Raw genomic sequence first — 24,531 nt, forward strand, 5'->3', positions numbered from 1 at the left:
GCGCCCGGTCGGCCCGTCCCGCGCCCGCGTCACCCGGAGCCGGCGGCGCTCTTCAGCGCGCTCACCACGGCCTGTTCGTCACGGCCGTTGACGGCCTTCTCCAGACTGTCGTCGGAGCGGCGGGAGAAGCGTTCACCGCGGGCCACGTCCTCCTCGCCCAGCACCCGCCCGCACCATTCGCCGCGTCCCGCCGTGCGGTCGTCGAACGGCAGGACGGCACCCTCGCCGAGGACGGCCCAGCCCTCGGACGTGCGGCGGACCGCGAGCAGATAGGTGTGGCCGAGTTCCAAGCGGGGTGAGTAGCCGACGGTCCGCTCGACGCGGTCGCCGCTGGAGCGCAGGACGCTCCAGCCGGGGGCGGTCAGTGCGAAGGTCTCGTCGATCGACCTGTCGGGGCGCGGGGCCGACCACAGGACCTCGTCCGTGCGGAGGGTGACCCGGCGGTCGCTCTGGTGGAGGTACGCGCCCTTCTCGAACTCACGGCGGTCCGTCTCCTCCTCGCGGACCGGCGCGGCCACGACGACGTGGTCGGCGTGCGCGACCCAGTCCCGCGCGGTCTGCGAGGGGTAGGGGTCCTGGGCCGGACCGCAGCCGACCACCGTGTCCAGGCCGCCCCGGCCGACCAGCACCGCACCGGCGACACCGGCCATCGCCAGGACCACCGCGACGGGGCGGAGCGGGATGCCACGTACTGAGTACGTCAGGTTCATGACGTACTAGACGATCACCCGGCCCGGAAAGGTGCGCCGGACACGGTGCGTTGTGGATCACTCCCAGCGTGTGGCCACAGCGGGTCGGCGAGGGGTGTCGTGGGGGCGGGGCGGGGAGGCCAGGGGGGAGAGACAGGTCGGCGAGGCGGCGCGTGGAGGCCCGGGGGGAAGCAGGTCGGCGAGGCGGGGCGTGAGGGCCGCGTGGGTCCGACCGCCGCGTCCGTACGGCGGATGCCGCCGCCGTACGGACGCGTGCAGCCGTCAGAGCTGGGTGACGTCCAGCTCCCCGTCCGCGTACTGGCGACGCAGCACCTTCTTGTCGAACTTGCCGACGCTCGTCTTCGGGACCGCCGGGATGACCGTCCAGCGCTCCGGGAGCTGCCACTTCGCGATCTTGCCCTCGGCGGCCAGGAAGGCGCGGAGGGTCTCGAAGTCGGCCTTGGCGCCCTCCTTCAGCACCACCGTGGCCAGGGGGCGCTCGCCCCACTTCTCGTCCGGGACGGCGACCACGGCCGCCTCGGCGACATCCGGGTGGGCCATCAGGGCGTTCTCCAGGTCCACCGAGGAGATCCACTCGCCCCCGGACTTGATGACGTCCTTGGCGCGGTCGGTGAGGGTGAGGTAGCCGTCGGCGCTGATGGTGCCGACGTCGCCGGTCTTGAGCCAGCCGTCCTCGCTGAACTTGTCGGCGGGGCGCAGGGCTTCGGCGTCCGGGCCGTTGTAGTAGGCGCCCGCGATCCAGGGCCCGCGCACCTCCAGCTCACCGGCCGACTCGCCGTCCCAGGGCAGGCGCTCGCCGCCGGGGCCGGTGAGGCGGCCTTCGACGCCGGCCGGGAAGCGGCCCTGGGTGAGCCGGTAGCCGAACTCCTCCTCGGTGCCGACCGCGTGGGCCGGCGGGCGGGCGACCGTGCCGAGCGGGGAGGTCTCGGTCATGCCCCAGGCGTGGCAGACCCGCATGCCCAGCTCGTCGAAGGCCCTCATGAGCGAGGGCGGGCAGGCCGAGCCGCCGATGGTGACCTGGGTGAGGGAGCGGACGTCCCGCGGGTGGGCGGTGAGTTCGGCGAGCAGGCCCTGCCAGATCGTGGGGACGGCGGCGGCGTGCGTCGGCTTCTCCCGCTCGATCATCTCGGCGAGGGGGGCGGGCTGCAGGAAGCGGTCCGGCATCAGCATGTTGACGCCGGTCATGAACGTGGCGTGCGGCAGGCCCCAGGCGTTGACGTGGAACTGGGGGACCACCACCAGGGAGGTGTCCTCGTCCGTCAGGCCCATCGACTGGGTCATGTTGACCTGCATGGAGTGCAGGTAGACCGAACGGTGGCTGTAGACCACGCCCTTGGGGTCGCCCGTGGTGCCGGAGGTGTAGCACATCGCGGCGGCCTGGCGCTCGTCCAGCTCCGGCCAGTCGTAGGTGACCGGCCTGCCGGCGATCAGGTCCTCGTACTCGTGCACCTGGACGTCGGCCTCGGCGAGCAGGGAGCGGTCCCCCGGGCCGGCGACGACGACGTGCTTGAGCGTCTTCAGATGCGGCAGGAGGGGCGCCAGCAGCGGGAGCAGCGAGCCGTTGGCGATCACCACGCGGTCGGCGGCGTGGTTGACGATCCAGACCAGCTGCTCCGGGGGCAGGCGGAGGTTGAGGGTGTGCAGGACCGCGCCCATACAGGGGATCGCGAAGTACGCCTCGACATGCTCGGCGTTGTTCCACATCAGGGTGGCGACCCGGTCGTCGGCCTCGACCCCGAGTTCGTCGCGCAGCGCGTTCGCCAACTGGGCGGCGCGGGCGCCGATCTCGGCGAAGGAGCGGCGCTGCGGATCACCCTCGCCGGTCCAGGTGATCACCTGCGACGATCCGTGGATCGTGGACCCGTGGGCCAGGATCCTCGAGATCAGCAGCGGTACGTCCTGCATGGTGCTCAGCACGGCGGTCCTCCCGGGGCGACATTGCCTACGCGCTTGCCTACGCGGCGGTAAGGTGTCCGCTGATTCTGCGCACATACCACGCGGTATGTCACTAGATCCGGATGATCGATCACTTCACGTTGCCGGACAGAACGCCGCGGGATCGAACAACGCCCAGCTCAACTCGGGGCCGGTCGGCGCAAGTCGGTTCGAGCGGGCCGGTCTCCACTCGGGCGGCGTGACTCAGCTCGCCCCGGCGCGGCTCAGCTCAGGTCGGCTCTGCCCGGATGAGCTCGGCACAGCTCGGCACAGCTCGGCCCGGATGAGAGCTCGGCGCAGCTCGGCTCGGCCCGGAGCTCGGCACAGCTCGGCTCAGAGAGCCAGCCCGAGCTCGACGTCCTCGCGGAGCTTGCCCAGCGCCCGTGACACCGCCGACTTCACCGTGCCGACGGACACGCCGAGCACCTCTGCCGTCTGGACCTCGCTCAGGTCCTCGTAGTACCTGAGGACGACCATCGCCCGCTGCCGGGCCGGAAGGCGCGTGATCGCCCGCCACATCGCGTCGCGCAGCGCCTGCTGTTCGGCGGGGTCGTCACCGACCGGAAGCGGCTCGGGCTCGGGCAGTTCGTCGCAGGCGAACTCGTCCACCCGGCGCTTGCGCCACTGCGACGTACGGGTGTTCAGCAGCGCGCGACGGACGTAGCCGTCCAGCGCGCGGTGGTCCTCGATGCGCTCCCAGGCGACGTACGTCTTGGTGAGTGCCGTCTGCAGCAGGTCCTCCGCGTCGCACGGGTTCGCGGTGAGCGACCTGGCCGTGCGCAGCAGCACGGGCTGACGGGCCCGGACGTACGACGCGAAGGACGGGTACGTGAGGGTCTGCGTCCTAGGTGCGGCCGCGTTCGAGGCGGTGGTGCAGACGGGTGTGGTCATGGCTCCAAGCTAGGTTCACTACCCCCTGGCGCGGATCGCCCGCAGGTCCCGAAGCCGGATCCCCCTCAGGGTGTAGAGGTGGGGCCCACCGCACCTCCTCGAGGTGGACGACCGGTGGACCCGGCCTGCGGGTGCGACCCCTAGGGGGCGCCCGGGCGCCCGGGTGCGGTCACGTTCCGGCCGTGAGCACGAGTCCCGACGTCGGTACGCCCGTCCCCGCCGTCACCAGCGCCCGTTCCGCCCCCGGGACCTGGTTCACGGATGTGCCGCGCAGCTGCCGTACCGCCTCCGCGATCCCGTTCATGCCGTGCAGGTACGCCTCACCGAGCTGGCCGCCGTGCGTGTTCATCGGCAGCCGGTCCTCGGCGACGAGGCCGGCCGCCTCGCCGCGCCCGCAGAACCCGTACTCCTCGAGCTGCATCAGCACGAACGGGGTGAAGTGGTCGTACAGGATGCCCACATCGATGTCGGCCGGTCCGCAGCCCGCCGTCCGCCACAACCGCCGCGCCACCACCGCGGCCTCGGGCAGTCCGGTCAGGTCGCCGGTGTAGAAGCTCGTCATCTGCTCCTGCCCACGGCCCGCGCCCTGGGCGGCCGCCGCGATCACGACCGGGGTGTGCCGCAGGTCCCGGGCGCGTTCGGGCGAGGTGACGACGAGGGCCTGGCCGCCGTCCGTCTCCTGGCAGCAGTCCAGCAGGCGCAGCGGTTCGGCGATCCAGCGGGAGGCGGCGTGGTCGTCGAGGGTGATCGGCCGGCCGTGGAAGTACGCCGCCGGATTGGCCGCCGCGTGCCGGCGGGCCATGACGGCGACCGGCCCGAAGGCGTCCTCGGCGGTCAGCCCGTACCTGTGCAGATACCGCTGCGCCGCCATCGCCACCCAGGACGCGGGCGTCAGCAGTCCGAACGGCATCACCCAGCCCAGCGCCACCCCCTCCGCCGTCGGCTCCCGGTGCCGGACGCCGGAACCGAACCGTCGGCCCGAACGTTCGTTGAACGCGCGATAGCAGACGACCACCTCCGCCGCCCCGGACGCCACCGCCAGCGCCGCCTGCTGCACGGTCGCGCACGCGGCGCCACCGCCGTAGTGGACGCGGGAGAAGAACGACAGCTCGCCGATGCCGCAGGCCCGGGCGACGGTGATCTCCGGGTTGGTGTCCATGGTGAAGGTCACCATGCCGTCCACGTCGGCGGGCGTCAGCCCGGCGTCGTCGAGCGCCGCCCGCACCGCCTCGACGGCCAGGCGCAGTTCGCTGCGCCCGGAGTCCTTGGAGAACTCGGTGGCGCCGATGCCGGCGATCGCGGCCCTCACGAGGTGCTCCCGGCGGGCAGCGTGAGGGTCACCGTGCCGGTGACGTGCCGGCCGACGCCGTTGTCGCCGGTCACGCGGACCACGGCCGTCGGCCCTTCGACCGCCTCGACAAGGCCGCTGAGCACCATGGTGTCGCCGGGGTGGTTGGGGGCACCGAGCCGGATGGCGACCTTGCGCAGGACGGCGGCGGGCCCGAAGTGGTCGGTGACATAGCGGCCCACCAGGCCGTTCGTGGTCAGGATGTTCATGAAGATGTCCGGCGAGCCCTTCTGCCGGGCGAGTTCCGGGTCGTGGTGCACGTCCTGGTAGTCGCGCGAGGCGATCGCCCCGGCCACGATCAGGGTGCGGGTGATCTCGATCTCCAACGGCGGCAGTTCGTCGCCCACCCGCACGTTCCTGTTCCCGCTCACGACGCCCCTCCCCGGAAGACGGGCAGCACCAGTGCGTCGTCGTAGCGCCGGAACTCCAGCCGCACCGGCATCCCGATCCGCACCTTGTCGTACGGCACCCCGACCACGTTGCTCACGATCCGTACGCCCTCCGCCAGCTCGATCAGGCCGACGGCGTACGGCGGGTCGAAGGCCGGGAAGGGCGGATGGTGCATGACGACGTACGAATGGACCGTGCCGTCTCCGGACGCCCGGACGGTGTCCCAGTCGAGGCCCCCGCAGGCCTCGCAGCCGGGGAGCCAGGGGAAGCGCAGGGCCTGGCAGGCGCCGCAGCGCTGGATCAGCAGTTCGTGCCGCTCGACGCCCTCCCAGAATCCGGCGTTGTCGCGGCTCACGACCGGGCGGGGGCGGAGCTCGGCCGGGCCCGGCCGCCGCCGGGCGGGGGCGTACTTCAGGATGCGGAAGCGGTGGGTGCCGGCGAGTTCGCCGGCGGCGTGGACGCGGGTGCGGGTGGTGACGAAGTAGCCGGTGCCGAGCTTGGTCGTCTTCCTCGCCGAGACCGACTCGATCACCGTCTCGAAGGTGATCTCGTCGCCGGGGCGCAGGGGGCGCAGATACTCCTGCTCGCAGTCGGTGGCGACGACCGAGGTGCAGCCGGCCTCGTCGAGCAGCCCGAGCAGCTCGTCGTACGCCGGTGTCCGGGTCGTGGGGCCGGAGCGGCGGCCCGGGTCGGAGTCGGTGGCCCCGGAGAGGCCGGCCATCGTCCAGGCCTGGAGCATGGTGGGCGGGGCGACGGCGCCGGGGCCGGTGTACGCCGGGTCGGTGTCGCCGAGGGCCTCGCACCAGTGGCGGATCATGGGCAGGTTGACGGGGTCCTTGCCGGTGCCGGCGAGTGTGGCGGGACGTCCCTCGTACGCCTTGAGGCGCGCGAACAGTTCGTCGTCGTCAGTCATGGTCGTCGTGCCCCCATCCCGTGGACGATTTCTGACTGTCCGTCAGATACGGGGGGCTGTCAAGGCCGTCACAGGCAGACCTGTACAGGCGGGGCCGGGCCGGCACAGGTGAGGCCCGACCTGTACAGGTGAGGCCGCGGCCGATAAGGCCCGACCTGTGCAGACGAGGCCGCGGCCGATGAGGTCCGGGCCCGTCCGCGTACAGGCCGGGGAAACGCCTGCGCGGCGGTGCAGAAGCACCGCCGCGCGGACTGACCTTGTTCACCCCACTGAACACGCCCCACACGCGGGTCGAGGGGACCGGCGCCGGGCACCGGCCCCCTCAGATCACCACCAGGGGTAGAAGTTGACGGCGACGTTCTCGTTGCCCTGCTGGATGGCCGTGTACGCCGAGTCGTCGACCTGCGCGGTGTTGCTCTGGTTCGAGGCGCCGGCGCCGACCGCCTGCTGCTGCGTGGTGGACGAGTTGCCGTTGTTGTCGCCGCCGACACCGCTGCCGACGATGCCCGCGAGCGCGCTGGTGGCGGAGGCGGTCGATCCGTTGTCCGCGAAGGAGCCGTTGTCCGCCGTCGCGACACCGGCGAAGAGGGCGGCCGCGAGCGGAAGGGCGGAGACGGCGGCGACCACGCGAGCGGTACGGATGCTTGCCATGTTGGGTTCCTCCAGTAGCAAATACGCCCGGCCGGATGGCCTTGAGCGCGTGAAGTACGGCTGTCACCAGGGCAGTTGGCCGACCGTCCCGGTGGTGTGAGCACGACGTCGCGAGATCAGGATTGCCCACCGAATCCCCGGCGAACCAGCCCGGAACCGGTGATTCGCCCTCAAGCGTGATGACAAGTCGATAAACCCCCTAGGCCATGTCGAGCCCACTCTTCAGGGCACACGGGACGACCCCTCATCAAGCGACACAAGAGGGGAAGCGTTCCGCCAACTTTTCCGACAATCGCCTGGTCACCGGCGCGTCGCACGGGGACCCTCTTCCTTTCTTCGAACACTCGTACGAACATAGGGGCATGGCCACCATCGACCGGCAGGCCACGACGCTGGCCCTCGCGCACGCCCTGTCAGCCGCCGAACGCGGTCTGGCCGTCATCCCTCTGTCCCGGACCAAGCTCCCGGCCCTCCGCTCTCCCCACCGCACCGACCCGGCGGCCCCCGCCTGCCACGGCGAGTGCGGCCGCTTCGGGCACGGGGTGTACGACGCCTCGACCGACTCACGCCGGATCCGCGCACTGTTCGCCGCCGCCCCCCGGGCCACCGGCTACGGCATCGCCTGCGGGCTGCCGCCGCACCATCTGATCGGCGTCGACCTGGACACCAAGTCCGGCACCGACTCCTCGGCCGCCCTGCGCGAACTGGCGCTGCGGCATCTGTTCACGATCCCGGAGACGGTGGTCGTCCTCACTCCCAGCGGTGGTCGCCACCTGTGGCTCACCGGCCCCCCGGACACCGTCGTCCCCAACTCGGCCGGCCGCCTCGCGCCCGGCATCGACATCCGCGGCGCCGGCGGCTACCTCGTCGGCCCCGGCTCCCGCACGGACCACGGGGTCTACGGCACCGTGCCCGGCACGGCCCACCTGGCCCCGGCCGCCTGCCCACCGGCCCTGCTCCGCCTGCTCCTGCCACCGCCCCGCACACCCGCCCCGCCGCACGCCAGGACCGGGCAAGGCGGCGGTCAGGGCCTCGTCCAGTTCGTCCTCGCGGCGCACGAGGGGCAGCGCAACACCCGCCTGTTCTGGGCGGCCTGCCGCGCCTACGAGCACGGACTGACCCCGGACCTGCTCCCGGCGCTGATCGAGGCGGCGCTCGCGACAGGGCTCACCGAACGGGAAGCGAGGGCGACGATCGCCTCGGCCGCCCGCCTGACGGGGCACCACCCAAGAATCCGGACGATCGACCCCGCCCCCGCCCCTAGGCTGTGGCCCATGCCGCTGACCCACGTCGTCCTCACCTCCGGCCGCTCGATCGAACTGACCGAGCTGCGTATGTCGTCGACCTACTCGGGAACGCTGGAGGGCTACCCCTGCGGGCCGGTCAACGAGATGGCGATCAACGGGCTGCTACGGGCCGCACAACAGGCCTACCCGACGACGCGGGTCCACCTGATCCCGCCACCGCGCGAGTACCCCGACCACCGTGCGGGCGCCTTCGGCCCGGTGGAGGTGCTGCCGTCGGTGGGCTGCGTCGGTGCCTTCCGCTCCACGCCGGTGGACGAGTCCCACGACCCGGTACTGCACCGCTCCCTTCTCACGGTGGTCTGGTTCCAGCCGACACCGTCGACACCGTCGGACGACAAGGCCCACCCCGCCCTGCGAAACCTGAACTGGGAGACCCTGGCCCAGGACCACGAACTCTGAGCCCCCTCACGCGACGGGGGCCACCGTCACTCGACCGCGCCCGAAGCATCGACGACCTCGACCTCCAGAACCTCGGCGCGGCCGCGGCCGGGACCGCCCGACAGCGATGAGGACGCGGGACCGAAGCTGATCCCCAGGCTTCGGCTCAGTTGCTGAGCCCCTGTTTGTGCAGGGCAGCACTGGCCCGAAAGCGGATCCGGCCACAACGATCACGCTCCTCTTCCGAGCTCTCCGGTCCGCAGCAGCAACGCCCTGCCAGCCAGCGAAGGTCATCGGGAGCGAGCCAGAGGGCGATCCGCCTCATCTCGCGCTCTCGCTGTGGGTCAGTCGGATCAACAGGAGCCATGGCCAGAGGCTATCCCCGCCCATCGGAGTCGCCGGCCTGCGCACGGCGGACAGGAACGATCCCAGGAAAGAGGGGTCTGCCGGCCGCTGGGTGGCCGCACACCCTGGTCAGAGGCGGGAAGCCGGCGAGCCGAGGTGCGACAAGACCATGCGCAAGGGGTGCCACTCCGGAGAGTGGCACCCCTTCTGACCTGCAAGTCTCTTACCTGCGCGGTGGGTGTGGGATTTGAACCCACGGTGACATCGCTGCCACGACGGTTTTCAAGACCGTTCCCTTAGGCCGCTCGGGCAACCCACCTGTGCGCCGCCCACCAGTGGCGGAGCGGGTACAGAGTACCGGGATCGGGCATCGGAGGGGAGCACGGTCCGCACGGGGGCGACCAGCCCCGCGCCGGGCCCCGCGAGGAGCCGCTCGGCGCATCACCGCTGATCATGATCACCGCGGAGCCGTCACCCCACTCGCCGCTACGGCTGCAGGACCGCCTGCATGACGCTGCGCGCGATGGGCGCTCCCAGACGGCCTCCTGAGATGTCCTGGCGTGAGATGTCCATGTCGGTCGGGTCGATGAAGACGGCTACGGCGACGGAAGTGCCGTCCGGCTTCTTCCCGTAGGAGACGAACCAGCCGTAGGGCACCTCCTTGGCCACGTCGACACCCCGCTGCGCCGTGCCGGTCTTGCCTCCGACCGTGATCCCGTCGATCCGGGCGCGCTGCGCGCTGCCCTCCGCGGCAGTGAACTCCATCATCTGCTGCACCTTCTGCGCGGTGCTCGCGGAGACCGCCTGGCTCATCTCCACAGGTTCGTTCTTCTGCAGAACGCTCAGATCCGGACCACGGACCTCGTCGACGATGTAGGGCTGCATCAGCTTCCCGTCGTTGGCGAGTGCGGCGGTGACCATGGCCATCTGCATGGGCGTGCTCGTGAGGCTGCCCTGTCCCATGCCCGTGAGCGCGGTGCCCGGCTTGTCCAGCTTTTCCGGGTACAGGCTCTTGGTGGCGAGCAGGTCACCGAATTCCTCGGAGTAGACGTCCTCGTTGAAGCCGAACTTCTCCGCCGTCTCGCGCAACTTCTCCGGGCCGAGCTTGGCCGCGGCATCGAGGAAGACGTTGTTGCACGAGTACTGCATCGCCGTCTTCAGCGAAGCCTTGCCGCAGACGGCGTCACCCGCCTCACTGCCGATCTTGTTCTGTGACTGCGGCAGGGGGTACGGGGAGACGGCGTCCGTAGCGGCGTCGATGTCGCTGGCGACGCCGTGCTCCAGGGCCGCGGCCGCGGTGAGGATCTTGAAGGTGGAACCGGGCGGATACGTCTCACGCAACGCACGGTTGGCCAACGGCTTGCTCTTGTCCTTGTCCAGTGACACGAACCGGTCCGACTCGTCGAAGGTGCCGCCCGCGAACTTGGACGGGTCGTAGGACGGAGCCGACACCAGAGCCAGCACCTTCCCCGTGCGGGGGTCCAGCGCGACCACGGCCCCCCGTGCGCCCTTGAGATCGGTCAGTCCCTTGTACGCGGCCTTCTGAGCCTTCGGGTCGATGGTGGTGACCACCGAGCCGGCACGCCGTCCCTCACCGGTCACCACATCGGCGAACCGCTGGAACGCCAGACGCTCGTCCTTGCCGGTCAGGATGCCGTCGAACGTCCTCTCCAGCAGCGTCATGCCCTGGGCCTGAGACGCGTAGCCGGTGACCGGCGCGTACAGGGGCCCGTCGGTGTACGTGCGCTTGTACTTGAAGTCGGTGCCCTGCACCTCCTTGGAGCCGGTGACCGGCTGGCCCCCGACGATGATGTCCCCGCGCGGCGCCGCGAACTGCTCGATCTGCACCCGCCGGTTCTTCTGGTCGGTGGCGAGTTCCGGGGCTTGGAAGAACTGCAGCCAGTTCGCTCGCAGCAGCAGGCTCAGCACCAGCAGCCCGCAGAAGATGGCCACCGCCCTCAGTGGCCTGTTCACCGGCAGCCTCCGAAGGCGTGCGAAGACGCAGCGGCCCTGCGGGGCAGAACGCTATGTCCACTCGGAGGGGATATGGAGAGGCGTCGAGGCAACATGCGAACACCCTAGACGACCAACAGGCCCCGACCGTCGGCCCGATCACGGTCCCCGGCGGCCTCGACACGGCGTCGACGATCCCGACATAAGCCGGCTTCAGCCTCCGCGGCTCGACGGGACCTGTCTCAGCCGGTGTGCGGGAAGTCGTACACCGACCAGTCGGCGAGCCGGCGATAGCCGAGGCGCTGGTACAGGGCGTTGCTCGTGGGGTTGGACAGGTCCGCGAACAGGACGACGTCACGCGCGCCCGCGGCCAGCGCGGCCCGGCTCACCTCCGTCGTCACGGCGGCGGCGTAGCCGCGTCCGCGGAGGTGGTCCGGGGTGTAGACGATGTCCACCTGGATCTGGCCGCCGATCAGCGGGTTCATGCCCGCTACGGAGACGGGGGTGCCGTCCGGGGTCTCCCAGAGGGTGTAGCGCTTGTCCGCGAAGCGGGTCCGGGCCCACGTGCCGGCGTCGAGGGGCGCCTCTTCCCCGACAGCCTTGGCGAACTCACCGCACCAGAAGATCACTTCTTCGAGATCCCCCTCGCCCAGGACGCGGCCTCGGCCCGCCGGTGGCGGCTGGGGCGGGGTGAGCGTGCCGAGACGGTACAGACACAGCCGCGTGTCGCGGAGCTCGGGCACCGCGCCGGTCTGCCGCTGCCAAGCCTCCGCGAAGGCGGTGGCCGTGTCGTGGTCCGCGCTGACGGAGGGAACGGGGTGCCCGAGGGCGGCCAGGCGGGCGGCGAGGGAGTCGGCCTGCTCGGGCGTGAGCGGGGAGACGCCGTAACCACGGGGAGGCAGACGGTAGAAGGTGGCGTGGACCTCGCCCGCCCGCTCCAGCACGCCGAACAGGGGCGCTTCGCCGCCGAACGCGCGCGCCCCCCGCGTACGCACTCTCTCGGCCCATGTCAGCTGCATGACGTGCGCGCCTGGGCGGGAGCGCAGGAAGCCCCCGGCCCGGGCGAGGAAGTCCTCGACGTCTTCGGTCAGGTGCCAGTGGTCCGGTCGCATGCCGCATGCTTTCGCATCCCGCGGACGCGCGTCGAGAGATCCCGCCACCGGAGCCATGCGCAGGGGGACACGGAAGGGGTGCCCCTCACCGAGGGGCACCCCTTCCGGTCGGCGGGCGGACCCGCCCGGGATCAGCTGTCGCCCACGCGGGAGCCGAGCGTGACGTCGACCGTGTCGGTCTTGCCGCCGCGCTCGTAGGTGATCTTCACCTTGTCGCCGGGCTTGTGGGTCCAGATCTCGCCGATCAGCGTCGGGCCGCTGTCGATCACCGTCTCGTCGAGCTTGGTGATGACGTCGCCGGGCTTCAGGCCGGCCTTGTCGGCGGGGCCGCCCGCCTCCACCGGGTCCGTGCCGCCCGCGCCGGTGTCGGTGATCTTCGCACCGCCGCTCGCGTCCTCCAGAGAGACGGACGCGCCGATCTTCGCGTACACCGGCTTGCCCGTCTTGATCAGTTCCTGGGCGACGTACTTCGCCTGGTTGATCGGGATGGCGAAGCCCAGGCCGATGGAGCCGGACTGGCCGGTGCCGAAGCCGCCGTTGCTGCTGGACTGGATCGCGGAGTTGATGCCGATGACATTGCCCTTGGCGTCCAGCAGCGGGCCGCCGGAGTTGCCCGGGTTGATCGAGGCGTCGGTCTGCAGCGCGCTCATGTACGACGCCTGGCTGCCGGTGCCGTCGCTGGAGGCCACCGGACGGTCCTTGGCGCTGATGATGCCGGTCGTCACCGTGTTCGACAGACCGAAGGGGGCGCCGATCGCGATCGTGGAGTCGCCGACGGCCACCTTGTCGGAGTCGCCCAGGGTGAGCGGCTTGAGGTCCGAGGGGGCGTTCTTGAGCTTGAGGACCGCCACGTCGTAACCCTGCGCGTTGCCCACGACCTCGGCGTCGTACTTCTTGCCGTTCGGGAAGGTGGCCGTCAGCTTGCCGCCGTCGACCGCCTCGGCCACCACGTGGTTGTTGGTGAGAATGTGGCCCTCGGTGTCGAAGACGAAGCCCGTGCCCGTGCCGCCCTCACCGCTGCTGCTCTCGGCCTCGATGGTGACCGTGCTCGGCAGCGCCTGGGCGGTCACCGCGGCGACCGTGCCGGCGTCGCGCTTGAGGTCGCCGCCGCTGTCGGAGGCCGAGACGGTGGTGGAGCTGGTGTCGTCGTCCTTGGCCAGCGTGTAGCCGATGCCGCCGCCCAGGCCGCCCGCGACCAGGGCGGCCACCAGGACCGCGGCGAGCAGACCACGCCGCCCCCCGGGCTTCGGCGTGGGCTGCGTGTACGGCGTTCCCCAGCCGGAGCCGTCACCGGGGCCACCGGGGCCCGGCTCCGGGTACGCCTGGGTGGGCGGCGGCGGAGGCGGCCAGCCGCCCTCGGGGGCCCCGCCCGGGGAGCCGCCCTGAGGGTTCGCCGAGGTGTACGCCGGTATTCCGGAACCGTAGGGCTCCTGCGGGGCGCCGGGGGGTGTCGGCGGCAGCGGAGCCGTCGGGGCGTCCTCGGCGGGGGCGTATCCGGGGTGTGCGGGGGTGTGCGCGGGTCGCTGCGGGGAGCCTGCGGCAGTGTCCACCGGCACGGGAGGTGCGGACGGGGCCGGGGGTACCGCAGTGCCCTCGTTCTCGGTGCTCACAGCTTGTCTCCTCGGTCCACTGCTGTTGGTCGGGCGCGATGCCGTCGGTCAGGCGCGATGCCGCTGTTTCTGCGCGCGCTCGTGAGTCTGTATGCGATCAGCTTTTCCCACGGGCCGTCAGGGCACCATAAGCGGTTGCTGTGAGTGTTCGACTCACCTTTATATGGGATCAGTCCTATTAAAGAGTCGCATTACGACCGCAGCCACATTACCTCCGCCTCCACGGGTGCCCCGGGCCGATGGCACCATGACGCGGGTGACCCACGCACGACAGCACCAGATCCAGGTCGTCGCCCACCGCGGGGCCTCCGAGGACGCCCCCGAGCACACCCTGGCGGCGTACAGGAGGGCGATCGAGGACGGGGCGGACGCCCTGGAGTGCGACGTGCGGCTGACCGCCGACGGACACCTCGTGTGCGTCCACGACCGCCGCGTCGACCGTACGTCCAACGGCCGCGGCGCGGTCTCCGCCCTGGAACTCGCCGATCTCGCCACCCTGGACTTCGGCTCCTGGAAGTACCGCGGGTCACTGCACCACCGGGACGAGGAGCCCGACTGGGTGCACCGCCCGGAGGACCCGGCCGATACCTCCGTACTCACCCTGGAGCGGCTGCTCGGCCTTGTCGCGGACGCCGGGCGGCGGGTGGAGCTGGCGATCGAGACGAAGCACCCCACGCGTTGGGCCGGACAGGTGGAGGAGCGGTTGCTGACGCTTCTGAAGCGGTTCGGACTGGACTCTCCGGCGTCCCCCGAGGAATCGGCCGTACGGGTCATGAGCTTCTCGGCGCGCTCCCTGCACCGCGTCCGGATCGCCTCACCGACGCTGCCCGTGGTCTATCTCGTGCAGTTCCTCTCCCCCCGACTGCGGGACGGGCGGCTGCCCGCGGGTGTCCGAATCGCGGGCCCCTCGATCCGGATCGTCCGCAATCACCCGACGTACATCCAGCGCCTGAAGCGGGCGGGCCATCGGGTCCACGTATGGACCGTGAACGAGCCCGAGGACGTGGATCTCTGCGTTGACCTGGGCGTCGACGCCATCATCACGAACCGGCCACGCGCGGTACTGGAGCGACTGGGTCGCTGACCCATGAAACGAACCTTGACCTCCCGGCCTTCCTGCACCATCCTCCGATCTCGGCCACACCGTCGAAATCCAGCCATACGCTGACCGGTCCATTACAGGGAGTGCTCCGGCGCGTTCGGTGCGTGTTCGATCGTTGCGAATGCGTCTCCGGGCCTGGACCGGCCGGTTTCCGGTACAGGCCAATGGGGCATCCACACCGTGGCGTGGGGCGAAGGAGGTCTCGGGGGTGGCGTTGGTGGTGGCACAGGAGGTGCCCACGTCGTCGAGCATGGCCGTACCCCATGGCCCTGCGGGCGTGGGCAAGGCGCGGCACCGGATGCGCGATCAGTTGCGCAACGGGGGTGTGCCGGAATCGGTCATCGACGATGCCGTTCTGATCTTGTCCGAACTTTTGAGCAACGCGTGCAAACACGGGCGGCCCCTGGGCGACGCCCTGTCCGGGGACGGCGACGTCCGGGCCGCGTGGCGCGTGGACCAGGCCGGGAGGCTGCTGGTCGAGGTGACGGACGGCGGCGGACCGACACGGCCGGCCCCGGCGACGCCCTCGGTGACCGCGCACGGCGGCCGCGGGCTCAACATCATCACGGCGCTGGCGGACGACTGGGGCGTACGGGACGACACCCGGGGCGAGGTCACGGTCTGGGTCGTGGTCCACGACGACGTGCACGATCCGGTGGTGGGACACCGCCGCGACGACTTCGCTACGCGTGTCATCTCCCCGCCGGTGTCGGCCGTACGGGACCTCGACTTCACGGACGCGTTCGACGACCTCGACTGAGGCGACTCCGAGTGGGGCGACTCCGGCGAACCGACCCGGACGGCCACCGGCCCCGACCGAACCGCCTTCCGCCGAAACGACACGGACGGCCACCGGCCCCGACCGAAGCCACCAGGACTCGGACGGCCAGGACCGCTACGCCCCGTGGCGACAAGCCCTGTGTGGCGAGAAGCCCTGCATCGAGAAGCTCTGTATCGGCACGCCCGGCCCGGACGCAGACGGCCGGCGGCGGCTCCGGTCCGTCGTCGCCCCGCCTCGGCCGGCCCTCCGCCGAGGCCTCCGTCCTTCGTCCACAACGCCCCGCGAGTCCCCAGGGTCCCGTCCCTCCGCGCACAAGCGGCTAGGCTCCCGCCGTACCAGAAGAGCCGTATCCGGGAGACACCCATCATGGCCAAGAAACGACCCCAGACGAAGGCCGCGCGCCCGCAGCTCACGGACGGGGAGATCCCGGTCGTCGGCGCCCGTGAGCCCTGCCCCTGCGGCAGCGGACGCCGTTACAAGGCGTGCCACGGCCGGGCCGCCGCGCAGGCCGTGACCGAGCTGGTGCACCGCCCGTTCGAGGGCCTGCCCGGGGAGTGCGACTGGGTCGCCCTGCGCGAGCTGGTCCCGGCGGCGACCGCCGGGCTGACCCTGAAGGAGGGCCTGCCCGAGGGCGTCCCCTCGGTCACGCTCGCCACGGTGCTGCCGATGGCCTGGCCCGCCCTGCGCCGCGACGACGGCTCGGTCCTGCTCGGTCTGCAGAACGACACCGCGTCCGGCGACATCAGCCGCGACCTCGCCGACACCCTGACGCGTGCCCTGGAGGCGCAGCCCGGCACCCCGGTCAAGGGCCGCCGCGCTCCCGCGGACGGGCCCCGCCTGCAGGACCTGCTCGATTCCGAGGCGCCGTTCGAGCCGGTCGTGCACACCGGTTTCGAGTTCTGGGTGCCCGACCCGGAGAACGCCACGCCGGAGGTGGCCGCCTCCCTGGAGCGGGCCAACGCCGCCGCGATCCCGACCGTCAAGCTCCAGGGCGTCGACTCGGCGTACTGGTGCGAGACCCCGGACAAGAACCACCTGCGCTGGGTCATGCCGCACCCGGAGGAGCAGCTGCTGGACGCCCTCGCGCGACTCCACGCGGCGGGCCGGTCGAGCCTCGGCGAGGGCACGCGGCTCGTGGGCTCCTTCCGCGGTCACGGTCTGACCGTGCCGGTGTGGGACCTGCCGAGCGGGGTCACCGCGGACGACATCGAGAAGCCGGCGGCCGAGTTCGCCGAGCGGCTCGCCGCCGCGCTGGCCACGGACGCCCCGCTGACCGCGGACGAGCGCCGCGCACGCGGCGGCCTGACCAACCGGCAGGTCACACTCAGCTGACGCACAGCCCTTCGACGCCGCTCGGCTGACCGGTCGGTCAGCCGATCAGGCCCCCGGATCGGTCCGCTCCGCCCGTAACTCCCGTTGCGGGCAGGTCAGTCGGTGTCCGAAAGGACGAGGAAAACAAGAGATCGAATTTGCGAACCGCCGATCTCTTGTTACCGTTCCAGTATCCCGGTTGCTGGTGCATCCCCCGTCGCCAGCAACCGGGTCTTTCCATGTGCGGCCTCGCCCTCGCGACGCCGCACAGAGGTCAACTTCCCGCAGGCGTACTTGAGTTGCTTCCCGAGCGCAACAGCGCCGGCCCCTGTCCGCCACGTGCCCCGAACTCCGTGATCGCCGAGTAGGCCGCGGGCTCGCCGTGCGTCCGCTCCCGGGGCGTCTCACAGCCGGCCGGTTCGTCCCCGGCGCCGATCGCGCACCGCATCTGCACGGTCCGGCCGTCCGGCCCCATCATGCTCAGCACGGCGTCGAGGGCGTCACCGGTCGCGTTGCGGTAGTACGTGCGCGCCCAGGTGTCCTCGCCCTGCGTCAGCACACAGGTCTGTGCCTCGATGCCGTCGGGCGAGGTGACTTCGGGGCCGCAGCGGGCGGCGGTGGCGAGTCCCAGGCCGAGGAGGTGGGCGGAGCGGGCGGGGTCGGGCGCGGCGGCGTCCTCACCGGGAGCCGCGGCGTCACCGCGCGGCCCCTCGTCGACCGGCACCTCGGCGGTCCCGTGCCCCGGGACCGACGCGGCCTTGGCGTCACGGTCGTCGCCCGCGGGCCCCGCGGACGCCATGGCCAGCGGCAGCGCCACCGCGCACGTGGCGACGGCCGCGAGAGCGAGCAGGCGGAGATTCATGAGGGGACGATAACGAGTGGGGCCGGGCGCCCGGTTCCACGCGCGCCCGACACCCTCAGAACTCGGGGGCGCTCACACCCGTACGAGTGAGTGCGTCGACGACGGCGTCCACCACGGCCTCGACGTCGGGCACCCAGGGAGCGGCCGAGCCGGGCAGCGGCGCGCGCTCCCAGTGGATCTGCCCCTGACCGGTCTCGGACGGCGGCAGCGCGACATAGCCGCCCTCGCTGTGGAAGCGCAGCGAGCCGGGCACGAAGTCCTGCGCGTAGAGCAATTCGCCCAGCTGTTCCATGGAGTACGGCCTGACGAGCACCGCCCAGCGGGTGCGGGAGGCGAGGACCGGGCCCAGGCGTATGCCCTGGCGGTCCAGTGCGGCCAGGGCGCGCGCTCCGGCGGGGGCCGGGAGGCTGACGGCGCAGGGCGCCGTGCCGCCGGTGGCCAGGACGATCGGCGCCGTGGGCCGGTTGGTCCACCACCAGCGCACCATGCGCTCGTCGGTGGTGGCCGCGAGGAGGCCGGGGTCGAAGGGGTGCGCTCCGGGCACCGTGCACTCGGGGTCGGGGCAGCCGCAACGGGCCCGGCCCTGCGGGTCCGCCGTGGCGCCCGGGAGTACGGGCCAATTCCATTGCGTCGCGAAGGTCAGGGCCGCGCTGAGCATTTCAGGCTTCCCGTCGTTCCGCCTGGTCAGGAGCCTGCGTCGCCTTCCGAGGATCTCGCGCATGAGCGCTCGTTCCTTTCCGTTGCACGCCTGGCAACACCGTGGTCCACATCACATCATGTGTCGATCACTTCACTGTGCGTACCTGTTGGCGCATCACATCCCGGCTATCCAGCACGGGTAACCCCTATGGGCCGAGCACGGGCTCTGTCCGCGTCCATGCCGAGTCCATCAAATACATGGGCGTGGCGTGGGGTGGCGAAGTCTGGCGTTTGCCGTCGCGCGTATTTCACTTCGCCGCCGTCACGGAAGGATGGGGCTCGGTCGTCGGTGGCTATGACGCCCGGCTCCGTCACCAGGTTCCGGGTGCCCCCAACCACCCCTGGCCTTCACCGAGTACGTACCCATCACGACCGCTGTGACGCTCCGTCGAGCGAGCCCAGTCGACCGCAATAACGCATTACCTCAAGCAGTTTTCAGCCAACTTCCGCTTTCCGCAAGAGATCCCGGGAGATCCGTCCCGGAACCACAACAAGCCCATGGACACCAGGAATCCCAGCAGGACAATGCTGGACATCCCCTCACGAGTGCGTGTACATGTGGAGACACCGCCAGCGGTGCAAAATGACATGGGGGTTTGCGATGCTTCTGAGCAAAACGCACCGGTCGGAAAGCCGGACGCCATGAACGCCCCGCACCCTCCGAAAGTGGCTGGAATCGATTCTCCCGTTCCGCCCCCTGCACACACTGTCGCGCCCTCCTCACCGGCCACCGCCGCCGTCACCAGCGGCCCCGGCGCTCTCCTCCAGGACCGGCTCGCCGGCTGGGTCTCGGACCTCACCACGCTGCACGAACTGACCGAGCGCCTGGCCCGTACGGGCACCCTGGCCGACGCGCTCCAGGAGGCACTGCGCGCCGGAGCCGCCCTGGTGGGCGCGCGGCGCGGCCTCGTCGTCCTGCAGCCGGCCGACGGCCTCGGCCCGTGCAGCACCGTCGGTCTGGGCCTCGCCCAGGCGGATCTCGGACACCTCGAGACAGTGCCGCGCGGTGCGCTGCCCTACGGCGATCTGCTGGACGCCCCGGTGGGGCCGCCGGGCGGTGTGCGGGAGGTCGTGCGGCCCGATCTGTTCGCCGAGGACGGCCTCGACCCACGCCACCGCGAGGTGGCCCGCCGGCTCGGCTACGCCGCGAGCTACGCCCTCCCCCTGGCGGGCGACGCCACGGGCCGGCTGGGCGCCGCCGTGTGGCTCTACGACGAACCCGCCGAGCCGGGTGAGCGGCAACGCCATCTGGCCGGTCTGTACGCCCGGTACGCCGGCGAGCATCTCGCCCGCCTGCTGGAGGTCGAGCGCACCCGCGCGTCCATGGCGACCATCTCCGAGGAACTGCTCCCCTCCCGCCTCCCCCGGGTCTCCGGCGTCCAGCTCGCCGCCCGGCACCGCACCGGCCCGCGCGGCGGCGGCGACTGGTACGACGCGCTGCCGCTGCCCGACGCGGCCCTGGGGCTCGCCGTCGGGTCGGTCAGCGGGTCCGGGCCCAGCGCGGTCGCCGCGATGGGGCGGCTGCGGGCCTCCCTGCGCGCGTACGCCGTCATGGAGGGCGAGGACCCGGTCGCCGTCCTGTCCGACCTGGAGCTGCTGCTGCGGCTGACCGAGCCCGCCCGTTCGGCCACCGCCCTGTTCAGCTATGTCGAGCCCGCCGTGCACAAGATCACGCTGGCCGGTGCCGGGCACTGCCCGCCGCTGCTGATCGGGGAGCGGCGCACCGAGTTCGTGGAGACGTCGGTCTCGGCGCCGCTCGGGATGCTCGCCTGCTGGGAGGCGCCCAGCGTGGAGGTGCAGGCCGAGCCCGGAGAGACGGTTCTGCTGTACACCGACGGACTGCTCCAGCGCACCGGCGATCCCATGGACCGGGCGTTCGCGCGCCTGCACGCGGCGGCGGCCGGGGTGCCGCGGGCCAAGCGGCGGGACCCGGACGCGCTCGTCGACCACGTCCTGCGCACCGTGCTGCCCGACGGGCTGGACCCGGAGGACAGCGAGGAGGACGTGGTGCTGCTCGCGGCGCGCTTCGAGTGACGCCGCTCACGGGTCTTCCGGCCCCGGGCCCCCTTTCGTCCGACCGTACGATGGACGAGGTCGAGTGCCCTATCGAGGAGGATGACCGTGGCCGAAGAGCTCCCGGAGACCCCGGAGGAGACTTCTGAGGAAGAGCCGATCAAGCGGCGGAAGAACGGACTGTACCCGGGTGTGTCCGACGAGCTGGCCGAGAACATGAAGTCCGGCTGGGCCGACACCGAGCTGCACGATCTGCGGCCGATCCCGCAGGCCGCCGAGACGGCCGCCCGCCGCGCCGCGCTCTCCGCCCGCTTCCCGGGCGAGCGTCTGGTGATCCCCGCGGGCAACCTGAAGACCCGCTCGAACGACACGGAGTACGCCTTCCGCGCCTCGGTCGAGTACGCCTACCTCACCGGCAACCAGACCGAGGACGGCGTCCTGGTCCTGGAGCCCACGAGCGACGGCCACAAGGCGACGATCTACCTGCTGCCCCGCTCCGACCGCGAGAACGGCGAGTTCTGGCTGGACGGCCAGGGCGAGCTGTGGGTCGGCCGCCGGCACTCCCTCGCCGAGGCGGAGCAGCTGCACGGCATCCCCGCCTCCGACGTCCGCGGGCTCGCCGACGCGCTGCGCGAGGCGACCGGCCCGGTGCGTGCCGTGCGCGGCTACGACGCCGGCATCGAGGCCGCGCTGACCGACAAGGTCACCGCCGAGCGGGACGAGGAGCTGCGGGTCTTCCTCTCCGAGGCCCGGCTGGTCAAGGACGAGTTCGAGATCGGCGAGCTGCAGAAGGCCGTCGACTCCACCGTGCGCGGCTTCGAGGACGTCGTGAAGGTCCTCGACAGGGCCGAGGCGACGAGCGAGCGCTACATCGAGGGCACGTTCTTCCTCCGCGCGCGCGTCGAGGGCAACGACGTCGGCTACGGCTCCATCTGCGCGTCCGGTCCGCACGCCTGCACGCTGCACTGGGTGCGCAACGACGGTCCGGTGCGCTCGGGTGATCTGCTGCTGCTGGACGCGGGCGTGGAGACGCACACGTACTACACGGCGGACGTGACCCGGACGCTGCCGGTCAACGGGCGCTTCGACGACATCCAGCGGAAGATCTACGACGCGGTGTACGAGGCCCAGGAGGCCGGCATCGCGGCGGTGAAGCCGGGGGCGAAGTACCGGGACTTCCACGACGCCTCCCAGCGCGTGCTGGCCGAGCGGCTGGTCGAGTGGGGTCTCGTCGAGGGGCCGGTCGAGCGGGTGCTGGAGCTCGGGCTGCAGCGCCGCTGGACGCTGCACGGCACCGGCCACATGCTCGGGATGGACGTCCACGACTGCGCGGCGGCGCGGACCGAGACGTACGTGGAGGGCGTCCTGGAGCCGGGCATGTGCCTGACGGTCGAGCCCGGACTGTACTTCCAGGCCGACGATCTGACCGTCCCGGAGGAGTACCGGGGCATCGGTGTCCGGATCGAGGACGACATCCTGGTGACCGAGGACGGCAACCGCAATCTGTCGGGCGGGCTGCCCCGGCGGTCGGACGAGGTCGAGGAGTGGATGGCCTCGCTCAAGGGCTGAGCCCTCTCGGAACGAGGTTCGACGACGGCCGGGTACCGCGAGGTGCCCGGCCGTCGCCGTGTGACGGGGGATGCCTTCCGGAGCGCCTACACCGCCATCAGCGGGGCGTCCTCTCGCCACTTGAGGATCTTGTCGAAGCTCACCACGGCCCCGTCCCGGCCGGGGTTGTTGCCGATCCGGACATGGTCCGCGAGCTCCTCGATGAGCCACAGGCCGCGGCCGTGCTCCGCGTCGGTGCCGACGGGCGACGGACCGGGGTGGGGGCGCGCGAAGCCGGGGCCGGAGTCGGTGACCTCGATACGGCACTTCTCGCCGTCGAGGTAGGCGGTGACCCGGTACGCCCCGTCGGAGACGCCGTGCGCGGTGTCCCCGCCGTGCTCCACGGCGTTGGCGCAGGCTTCGGTGAGGGCGACGGAGAGGTCGTACGAGACGTCGGGGTCGACACCCGCCGTCTCCATCGTGCCGAGCAGCAGGCGCCGGGCGAGCGGCACGCTCGCGGCTTCGCGCCGCAGATGGAGTGACCACCAGATGCTCATGCTCCAGCCTCCTGGCTGCGGCTCGACATACCGTTACGTATTACCGCCCGTACGCGCATGTAAGCGCGGAATCAACGTGATGCCGCCCATACGGGGGATGTGCTGACGGGGGCGAACGGTGTATGTGGGACATGAGTGTTCCGGACGGGTGACCGACGAGAGAGCCCCGGCGCCTGACGGGCCGACAACAGATCGGCACAGAAGGGGATCTTCCGGATTCACCGGAATCTTGCGGACCTGCCGTATGGCGGCCGTAAGGGCGGTGCGATGATGAGGCCGCCATGTCTGCCCCCCACCCGCGCGCGGTACGCACCGAGGCCGGGCTCCGGATTTCGCGGGCCGCGGTCTTCGCCGCGGTCTGCGTCGTGCTGGCCGGGGCCGGGCACGCCGTCGCCTCCTGCGCCACGGTGCCGCTGTGGACGCTGGGCGCGGGGTTCCTGGGCGTGCTCGCGGTCGCGGTGCCGCTCACCGGGCGGGTGCGCTCGCTGCCCGGCACCGCGGCGCTGCTGGCGGTCGGACAGACCGTGCTGCACGCGTTGTTCGGTCTGGGGCAGCACGCCACGGCCGCCACGGCCGAGGCGACGCGGACCGAGGCCGCCCTGGTCGCTCGGGCCGCGCGGCTGGTGTGCGGCGACACGGGGGCGATGAGCCCGGCACAGGCCCGGCAGATCCTGGTGGAGGCCCGGCTTCACCCCGGCGGCGACTCGGGCGCGCACGCCCTGCGTCACTCGGCGGACGCCCTGGGCACCGCCACCGACCCCTCCGTCGCGCTGCTGCCGTCCCTGCCCATGCTGCTCGGCCATGTCCTCGCGGCGATCGCCGCGGGCTGGCTGCTACGGCGCGGCGACCTCGCCCTGCTGCGGATCAGCGAACTCTCGGCCCCTACGGTCGCCGAGGGGACGCCCGTACGGTCCCTGCGCGCGGCGCTCGCGCTGGCGCGCGCCCTGTACGCCGGGCTCACCGGCGCGCCCGACGCCCGCCCGCGCATCCGGCGCGCCCCCGCACGGGCGGTCCCGGAACCCCGTACCACCGCACTCCAGCACACCGTGATCCGGCGCGGGCCGCCCGCCGCCGTACTCGTTCTCGCCGCCTGACGCGACACGCGCCGCCACTTTCCTCCGTGGTCCGCCGCTGTCGCGCGGCACGCGCGCGTACCCGCCGTCCGGCGGACGCACGGCTCGACGGACTCGCTGTCCGGCGATCGTTCTTCGGCGGGCCCCCGTTTTTCGGTAGAACCCTCAACGGGCACCTCCACGCGCGCGTACCCCTCTTCACCAACGGATCCCTCACTCGAAGTGGAGCGCTCATCACCATGAAGGCTTCTCGTCTCTCCGCCGCGGCCCTCGTCGCCGCCTCGGCCGTCGTCGTCCTGTCCGCCCCCGCCTTCGCGCACGTCGGCGTGCAGCCGGAGGGCACGGCCGCCAAGGGCGGCTACGCGGTCGTCGACTTCAAGGTCCCCAACGAGCGCGACGACGCCTCGACCACCAAGCTGGAGGTCAGCTTCCCGGCCGAGCACCCGCTGTCCTCGGTCATGCCGCAGCCCATGGCGGGCTGGAAGATCCAGGTCACCAAGTCCAAGCTCGACAAGCCGATCGAGTCGCACGGCCACCAGATCACCGAGGCGGTCACCAAGGTCACCTGGACCGCCACCGGCAAGGGCGTCGAGCCGGGCTACTTCCAGAAGTTCCCGGTCTCCGTGGGCGCCCTGCCCGAGGACGCCGACGAGATGGTGTTCAAGGCGATCCAGACGTACTCCAGCGACGAGGTCGTGCGCTGGATCGAGGTGCCGCAGGAGGGCCAGGAGGAGCCGGAGCACCCGGCTCCGGTGCTGAAGCTGTCCGCCGCCGAGGACGACCACCACGGCTCCGCGGGCCCGGAGAAGGAGTCCGAGCAGCCCTCCGAGGACGCCTCGCCCGCCGCCAAGACCACCTCCGAGGCCGCCGAACCGGCCGACGGCACCGACACCACCGCCCGTGTGCTGGGCGTCGTCGGCATCGTCGTCGGCGCGGCCGGTGTGGCGTACGGCGTCCTGGCCGGCCGCCGGCGCGGCACCTCCGCCTGACGCCTCCCCGCTTCGACGGTGTGCGCCGGACGGCGTGCGGAACGCGCCCCCCG

20 protein-coding genes, 1 tRNA gene and 1 pseudogene are annotated in these 24,531 nt (G+C 71.7%); 8 read left to right on the plus strand and 14 right to left on the minus strand.

The genetic code is table 11. The features are described from left to right. Positions 1-29 precede the first annotated feature (29 nt). From ACWCPM_RS03720 to ACWCPM_RS03750, 7 genes are all read right to left on the minus strand, one after another. Positions 30-710, minus strand: coding sequence for a hypothetical protein (locus tag ACWCPM_RS03720; protein ID WP_450974503.1), 681 nt, complete (start codon positions 708-710; stop codon positions 30-32). A gap of 261 nt (positions 711-971) precedes the next feature. After that, positions 972-2,627, minus strand: a complete 1,656-nt coding sequence (locus ACWCPM_RS03725; protein WP_450974504.1) for a long-chain fatty acid--CoA ligase — start codon at positions 2,625-2,627, stop codon at positions 972-974. 351 nt (positions 2,628-2,978) lie between these two features. Beyond that, on the minus strand, positions 2,979-3,536 hold the full coding sequence (locus tag ACWCPM_RS03730; RefSeq protein ID WP_450974505.1) for a SigE family RNA polymerase sigma factor: 558 nt from the start codon (positions 3,534-3,536) through the stop codon (positions 2,979-2,981). Between the two features lie 169 nt (positions 3,537-3,705). Then, positions 3,706-4,845 (minus strand): lipid-transfer protein, encoded by a 1,140-nt coding sequence (locus ACWCPM_RS03735; RefSeq protein ID WP_450974506.1) that lies wholly within the window; start codon positions 4,843-4,845, stop codon positions 3,706-3,708. Beyond that, on the minus strand, positions 4,842-5,237 hold the full coding sequence (locus ACWCPM_RS03740) for a MaoC family dehydratase (RefSeq protein ID WP_450974650.1): 396 nt from the start codon (positions 5,235-5,237) through the stop codon (positions 4,842-4,844). The genes ACWCPM_RS03735 and ACWCPM_RS03740 overlap by 4 nt, the downstream gene beginning before the upstream one ends. A gap of 14 nt (positions 5,238-5,251) precedes the next feature. Next, complete coding sequence (locus tag ACWCPM_RS03745; protein WP_450974507.1) at positions 5,252-6,187, minus strand: bifunctional MaoC family dehydratase N-terminal/OB-fold nucleic acid binding domain-containing protein; 936 nt, start codon at positions 6,185-6,187, stop codon at positions 5,252-5,254. 327 nt (positions 6,188-6,514) lie between these two features. Beyond that, the gene (locus tag ACWCPM_RS03750) at positions 6,515-6,838 is read right to left on the minus strand and encodes a hypothetical protein (protein WP_450974508.1); all 324 of its coding nucleotides are present in this window, start codon (positions 6,836-6,838) and stop codon (positions 6,515-6,517) included. 362 nt (positions 6,839-7,200) lie between these two features. On the opposite strand from ACWCPM_RS03750, the pseudogene ACWCPM_RS03755 reads away from it, so the two are divergent. After that, positions 7,201-8,067 (plus strand): annotated as a pseudogene (locus ACWCPM_RS03755) (bifunctional DNA primase/polymerase); the annotation flags it as partial. A 1,033-nt stretch (positions 8,068-9,100) separates the two neighbouring features. Here the strand turns inward: ACWCPM_RS03755 and ACWCPM_RS03760 are convergent. The 4 genes from ACWCPM_RS03760 to ACWCPM_RS03775 all read right to left on the minus strand — a co-directional run bounded on the left by ACWCPM_RS03760 (position 9,101) and on the right by ACWCPM_RS03775 (position 13,543). Continuing rightward, positions 9,101-9,187: transfer RNA gene (locus tag ACWCPM_RS03760), tRNA-Ser, on the minus strand. 167 nt (positions 9,188-9,354) lie between these two features. After that, positions 9,355-10,842, minus strand: coding sequence for a peptidoglycan D,D-transpeptidase FtsI family protein (locus tag ACWCPM_RS03765; RefSeq protein ID WP_450974509.1), 1,488 nt, complete (start codon positions 10,840-10,842; stop codon positions 9,355-9,357). Between the two features lie 221 nt (positions 10,843-11,063). Then, the gene (locus tag ACWCPM_RS03770) at positions 11,064-11,933 is read right to left on the minus strand and encodes a GNAT family N-acetyltransferase (protein WP_450974510.1); all 870 of its coding nucleotides are present in this window, start codon (positions 11,931-11,933) and stop codon (positions 11,064-11,066) included. Between the two features lie 131 nt (positions 11,934-12,064). Next, positions 12,065-13,543, minus strand: coding sequence for a S1C family serine protease (locus tag ACWCPM_RS03775; protein WP_450974511.1), 1,479 nt, complete (start codon positions 13,541-13,543; stop codon positions 12,065-12,067). Between the two features lie 256 nt (positions 13,544-13,799). Between ACWCPM_RS03775 and ACWCPM_RS03780 the strand changes: the two genes are divergently transcribed. The 3 genes from ACWCPM_RS03780 to ACWCPM_RS03790 all read left to right on the plus strand — a co-directional run bounded on the left by ACWCPM_RS03780 (position 13,800) and on the right by ACWCPM_RS03790 (position 16,758). Continuing rightward, the gene (locus tag ACWCPM_RS03780; RefSeq protein ID WP_450974512.1) at positions 13,800-14,627 is read left to right on the plus strand and encodes a glycerophosphodiester phosphodiesterase; all 828 of its coding nucleotides are present in this window, start codon (positions 13,800-13,802) and stop codon (positions 14,625-14,627) included. A 139-nt stretch (positions 14,628-14,766) separates the two neighbouring features. Further along, complete coding sequence (locus ACWCPM_RS03785) at positions 14,767-15,405, plus strand: ATP-binding protein (protein WP_450974513.1); 639 nt, start codon at positions 14,767-14,769, stop codon at positions 15,403-15,405. 387 nt (positions 15,406-15,792) lie between these two features. After that, on the plus strand, positions 15,793-16,758 hold the full coding sequence (locus tag ACWCPM_RS03790) for a DUF5926 family protein (protein WP_450974514.1): 966 nt from the start codon (positions 15,793-15,795) through the stop codon (positions 16,756-16,758). A 253-nt stretch (positions 16,759-17,011) separates the two neighbouring features. On the opposite strand, the gene ACWCPM_RS03795 is transcribed toward ACWCPM_RS03790, so the two are convergent. Beyond that, positions 17,012-17,599: a hypothetical protein gene (locus tag ACWCPM_RS03795; RefSeq protein ID WP_450974515.1), complete on the minus strand. Its 588-nt coding sequence runs from the start codon at positions 17,597-17,599 to the stop codon at positions 17,012-17,014. Positions 17,600-17,654: 55 nt separating this feature from the next. After that, the gene (locus ACWCPM_RS03800; RefSeq protein WP_450974516.1) at positions 17,655-18,320 is read right to left on the minus strand and encodes a bifunctional DNA primase/polymerase; all 666 of its coding nucleotides are present in this window, start codon (positions 18,318-18,320) and stop codon (positions 17,655-17,657) included. 503 nt (positions 18,321-18,823) lie between these two features. On the opposite strand from ACWCPM_RS03800, the gene ACWCPM_RS03805 reads away from it, so the two are divergent. Beyond that, positions 18,824-20,332 (plus strand): PP2C family protein-serine/threonine phosphatase, encoded by a 1,509-nt coding sequence (locus ACWCPM_RS03805; protein ID WP_450974517.1) that lies wholly within the window; start codon positions 18,824-18,826, stop codon positions 20,330-20,332. An 81-nt stretch (positions 20,333-20,413) separates the two neighbouring features. After that, positions 20,414-21,880: an aminopeptidase P family protein gene (locus ACWCPM_RS03810; RefSeq protein WP_450974518.1), complete on the plus strand. Its 1,467-nt coding sequence runs from the start codon at positions 20,414-20,416 to the stop codon at positions 21,878-21,880. Between the two features lie 86 nt (positions 21,881-21,966). On the opposite strand, the gene ACWCPM_RS03815 is transcribed toward ACWCPM_RS03810, so the two are convergent. Then, positions 21,967-22,416 (minus strand): ATP-binding protein, encoded by a 450-nt coding sequence (locus ACWCPM_RS03815; protein WP_450974519.1) that lies wholly within the window; start codon positions 22,414-22,416, stop codon positions 21,967-21,969. 281 nt (positions 22,417-22,697) lie between these two features. Between ACWCPM_RS03815 and ACWCPM_RS03820 the strand changes: the two genes are divergently transcribed. Together ACWCPM_RS03820 and ACWCPM_RS03825 are read left to right on the plus strand one after the other, a co-directional pair. After that, positions 22,698-23,510 (plus strand): hypothetical protein, encoded by an 813-nt coding sequence (locus tag ACWCPM_RS03820; RefSeq protein WP_450974520.1) that lies wholly within the window; start codon positions 22,698-22,700, stop codon positions 23,508-23,510. 218 nt (positions 23,511-23,728) lie between these two features. Then, positions 23,729-24,478 carry a YcnI family copper-binding membrane protein gene (locus ACWCPM_RS03825; protein ID WP_450974521.1) on the plus strand — a complete coding sequence of 250 codons (750 nt, stop codon included), beginning with the start codon at positions 23,729-23,731 and terminating at the stop codon, positions 24,476-24,478. The last annotated feature ends 53 nt before the right edge of the window (positions 24,479-24,531 follow it).

The sequence above is a fragment of the Streptomyces sp. NPDC002309 genome (genome assembly GCF_053593375.1).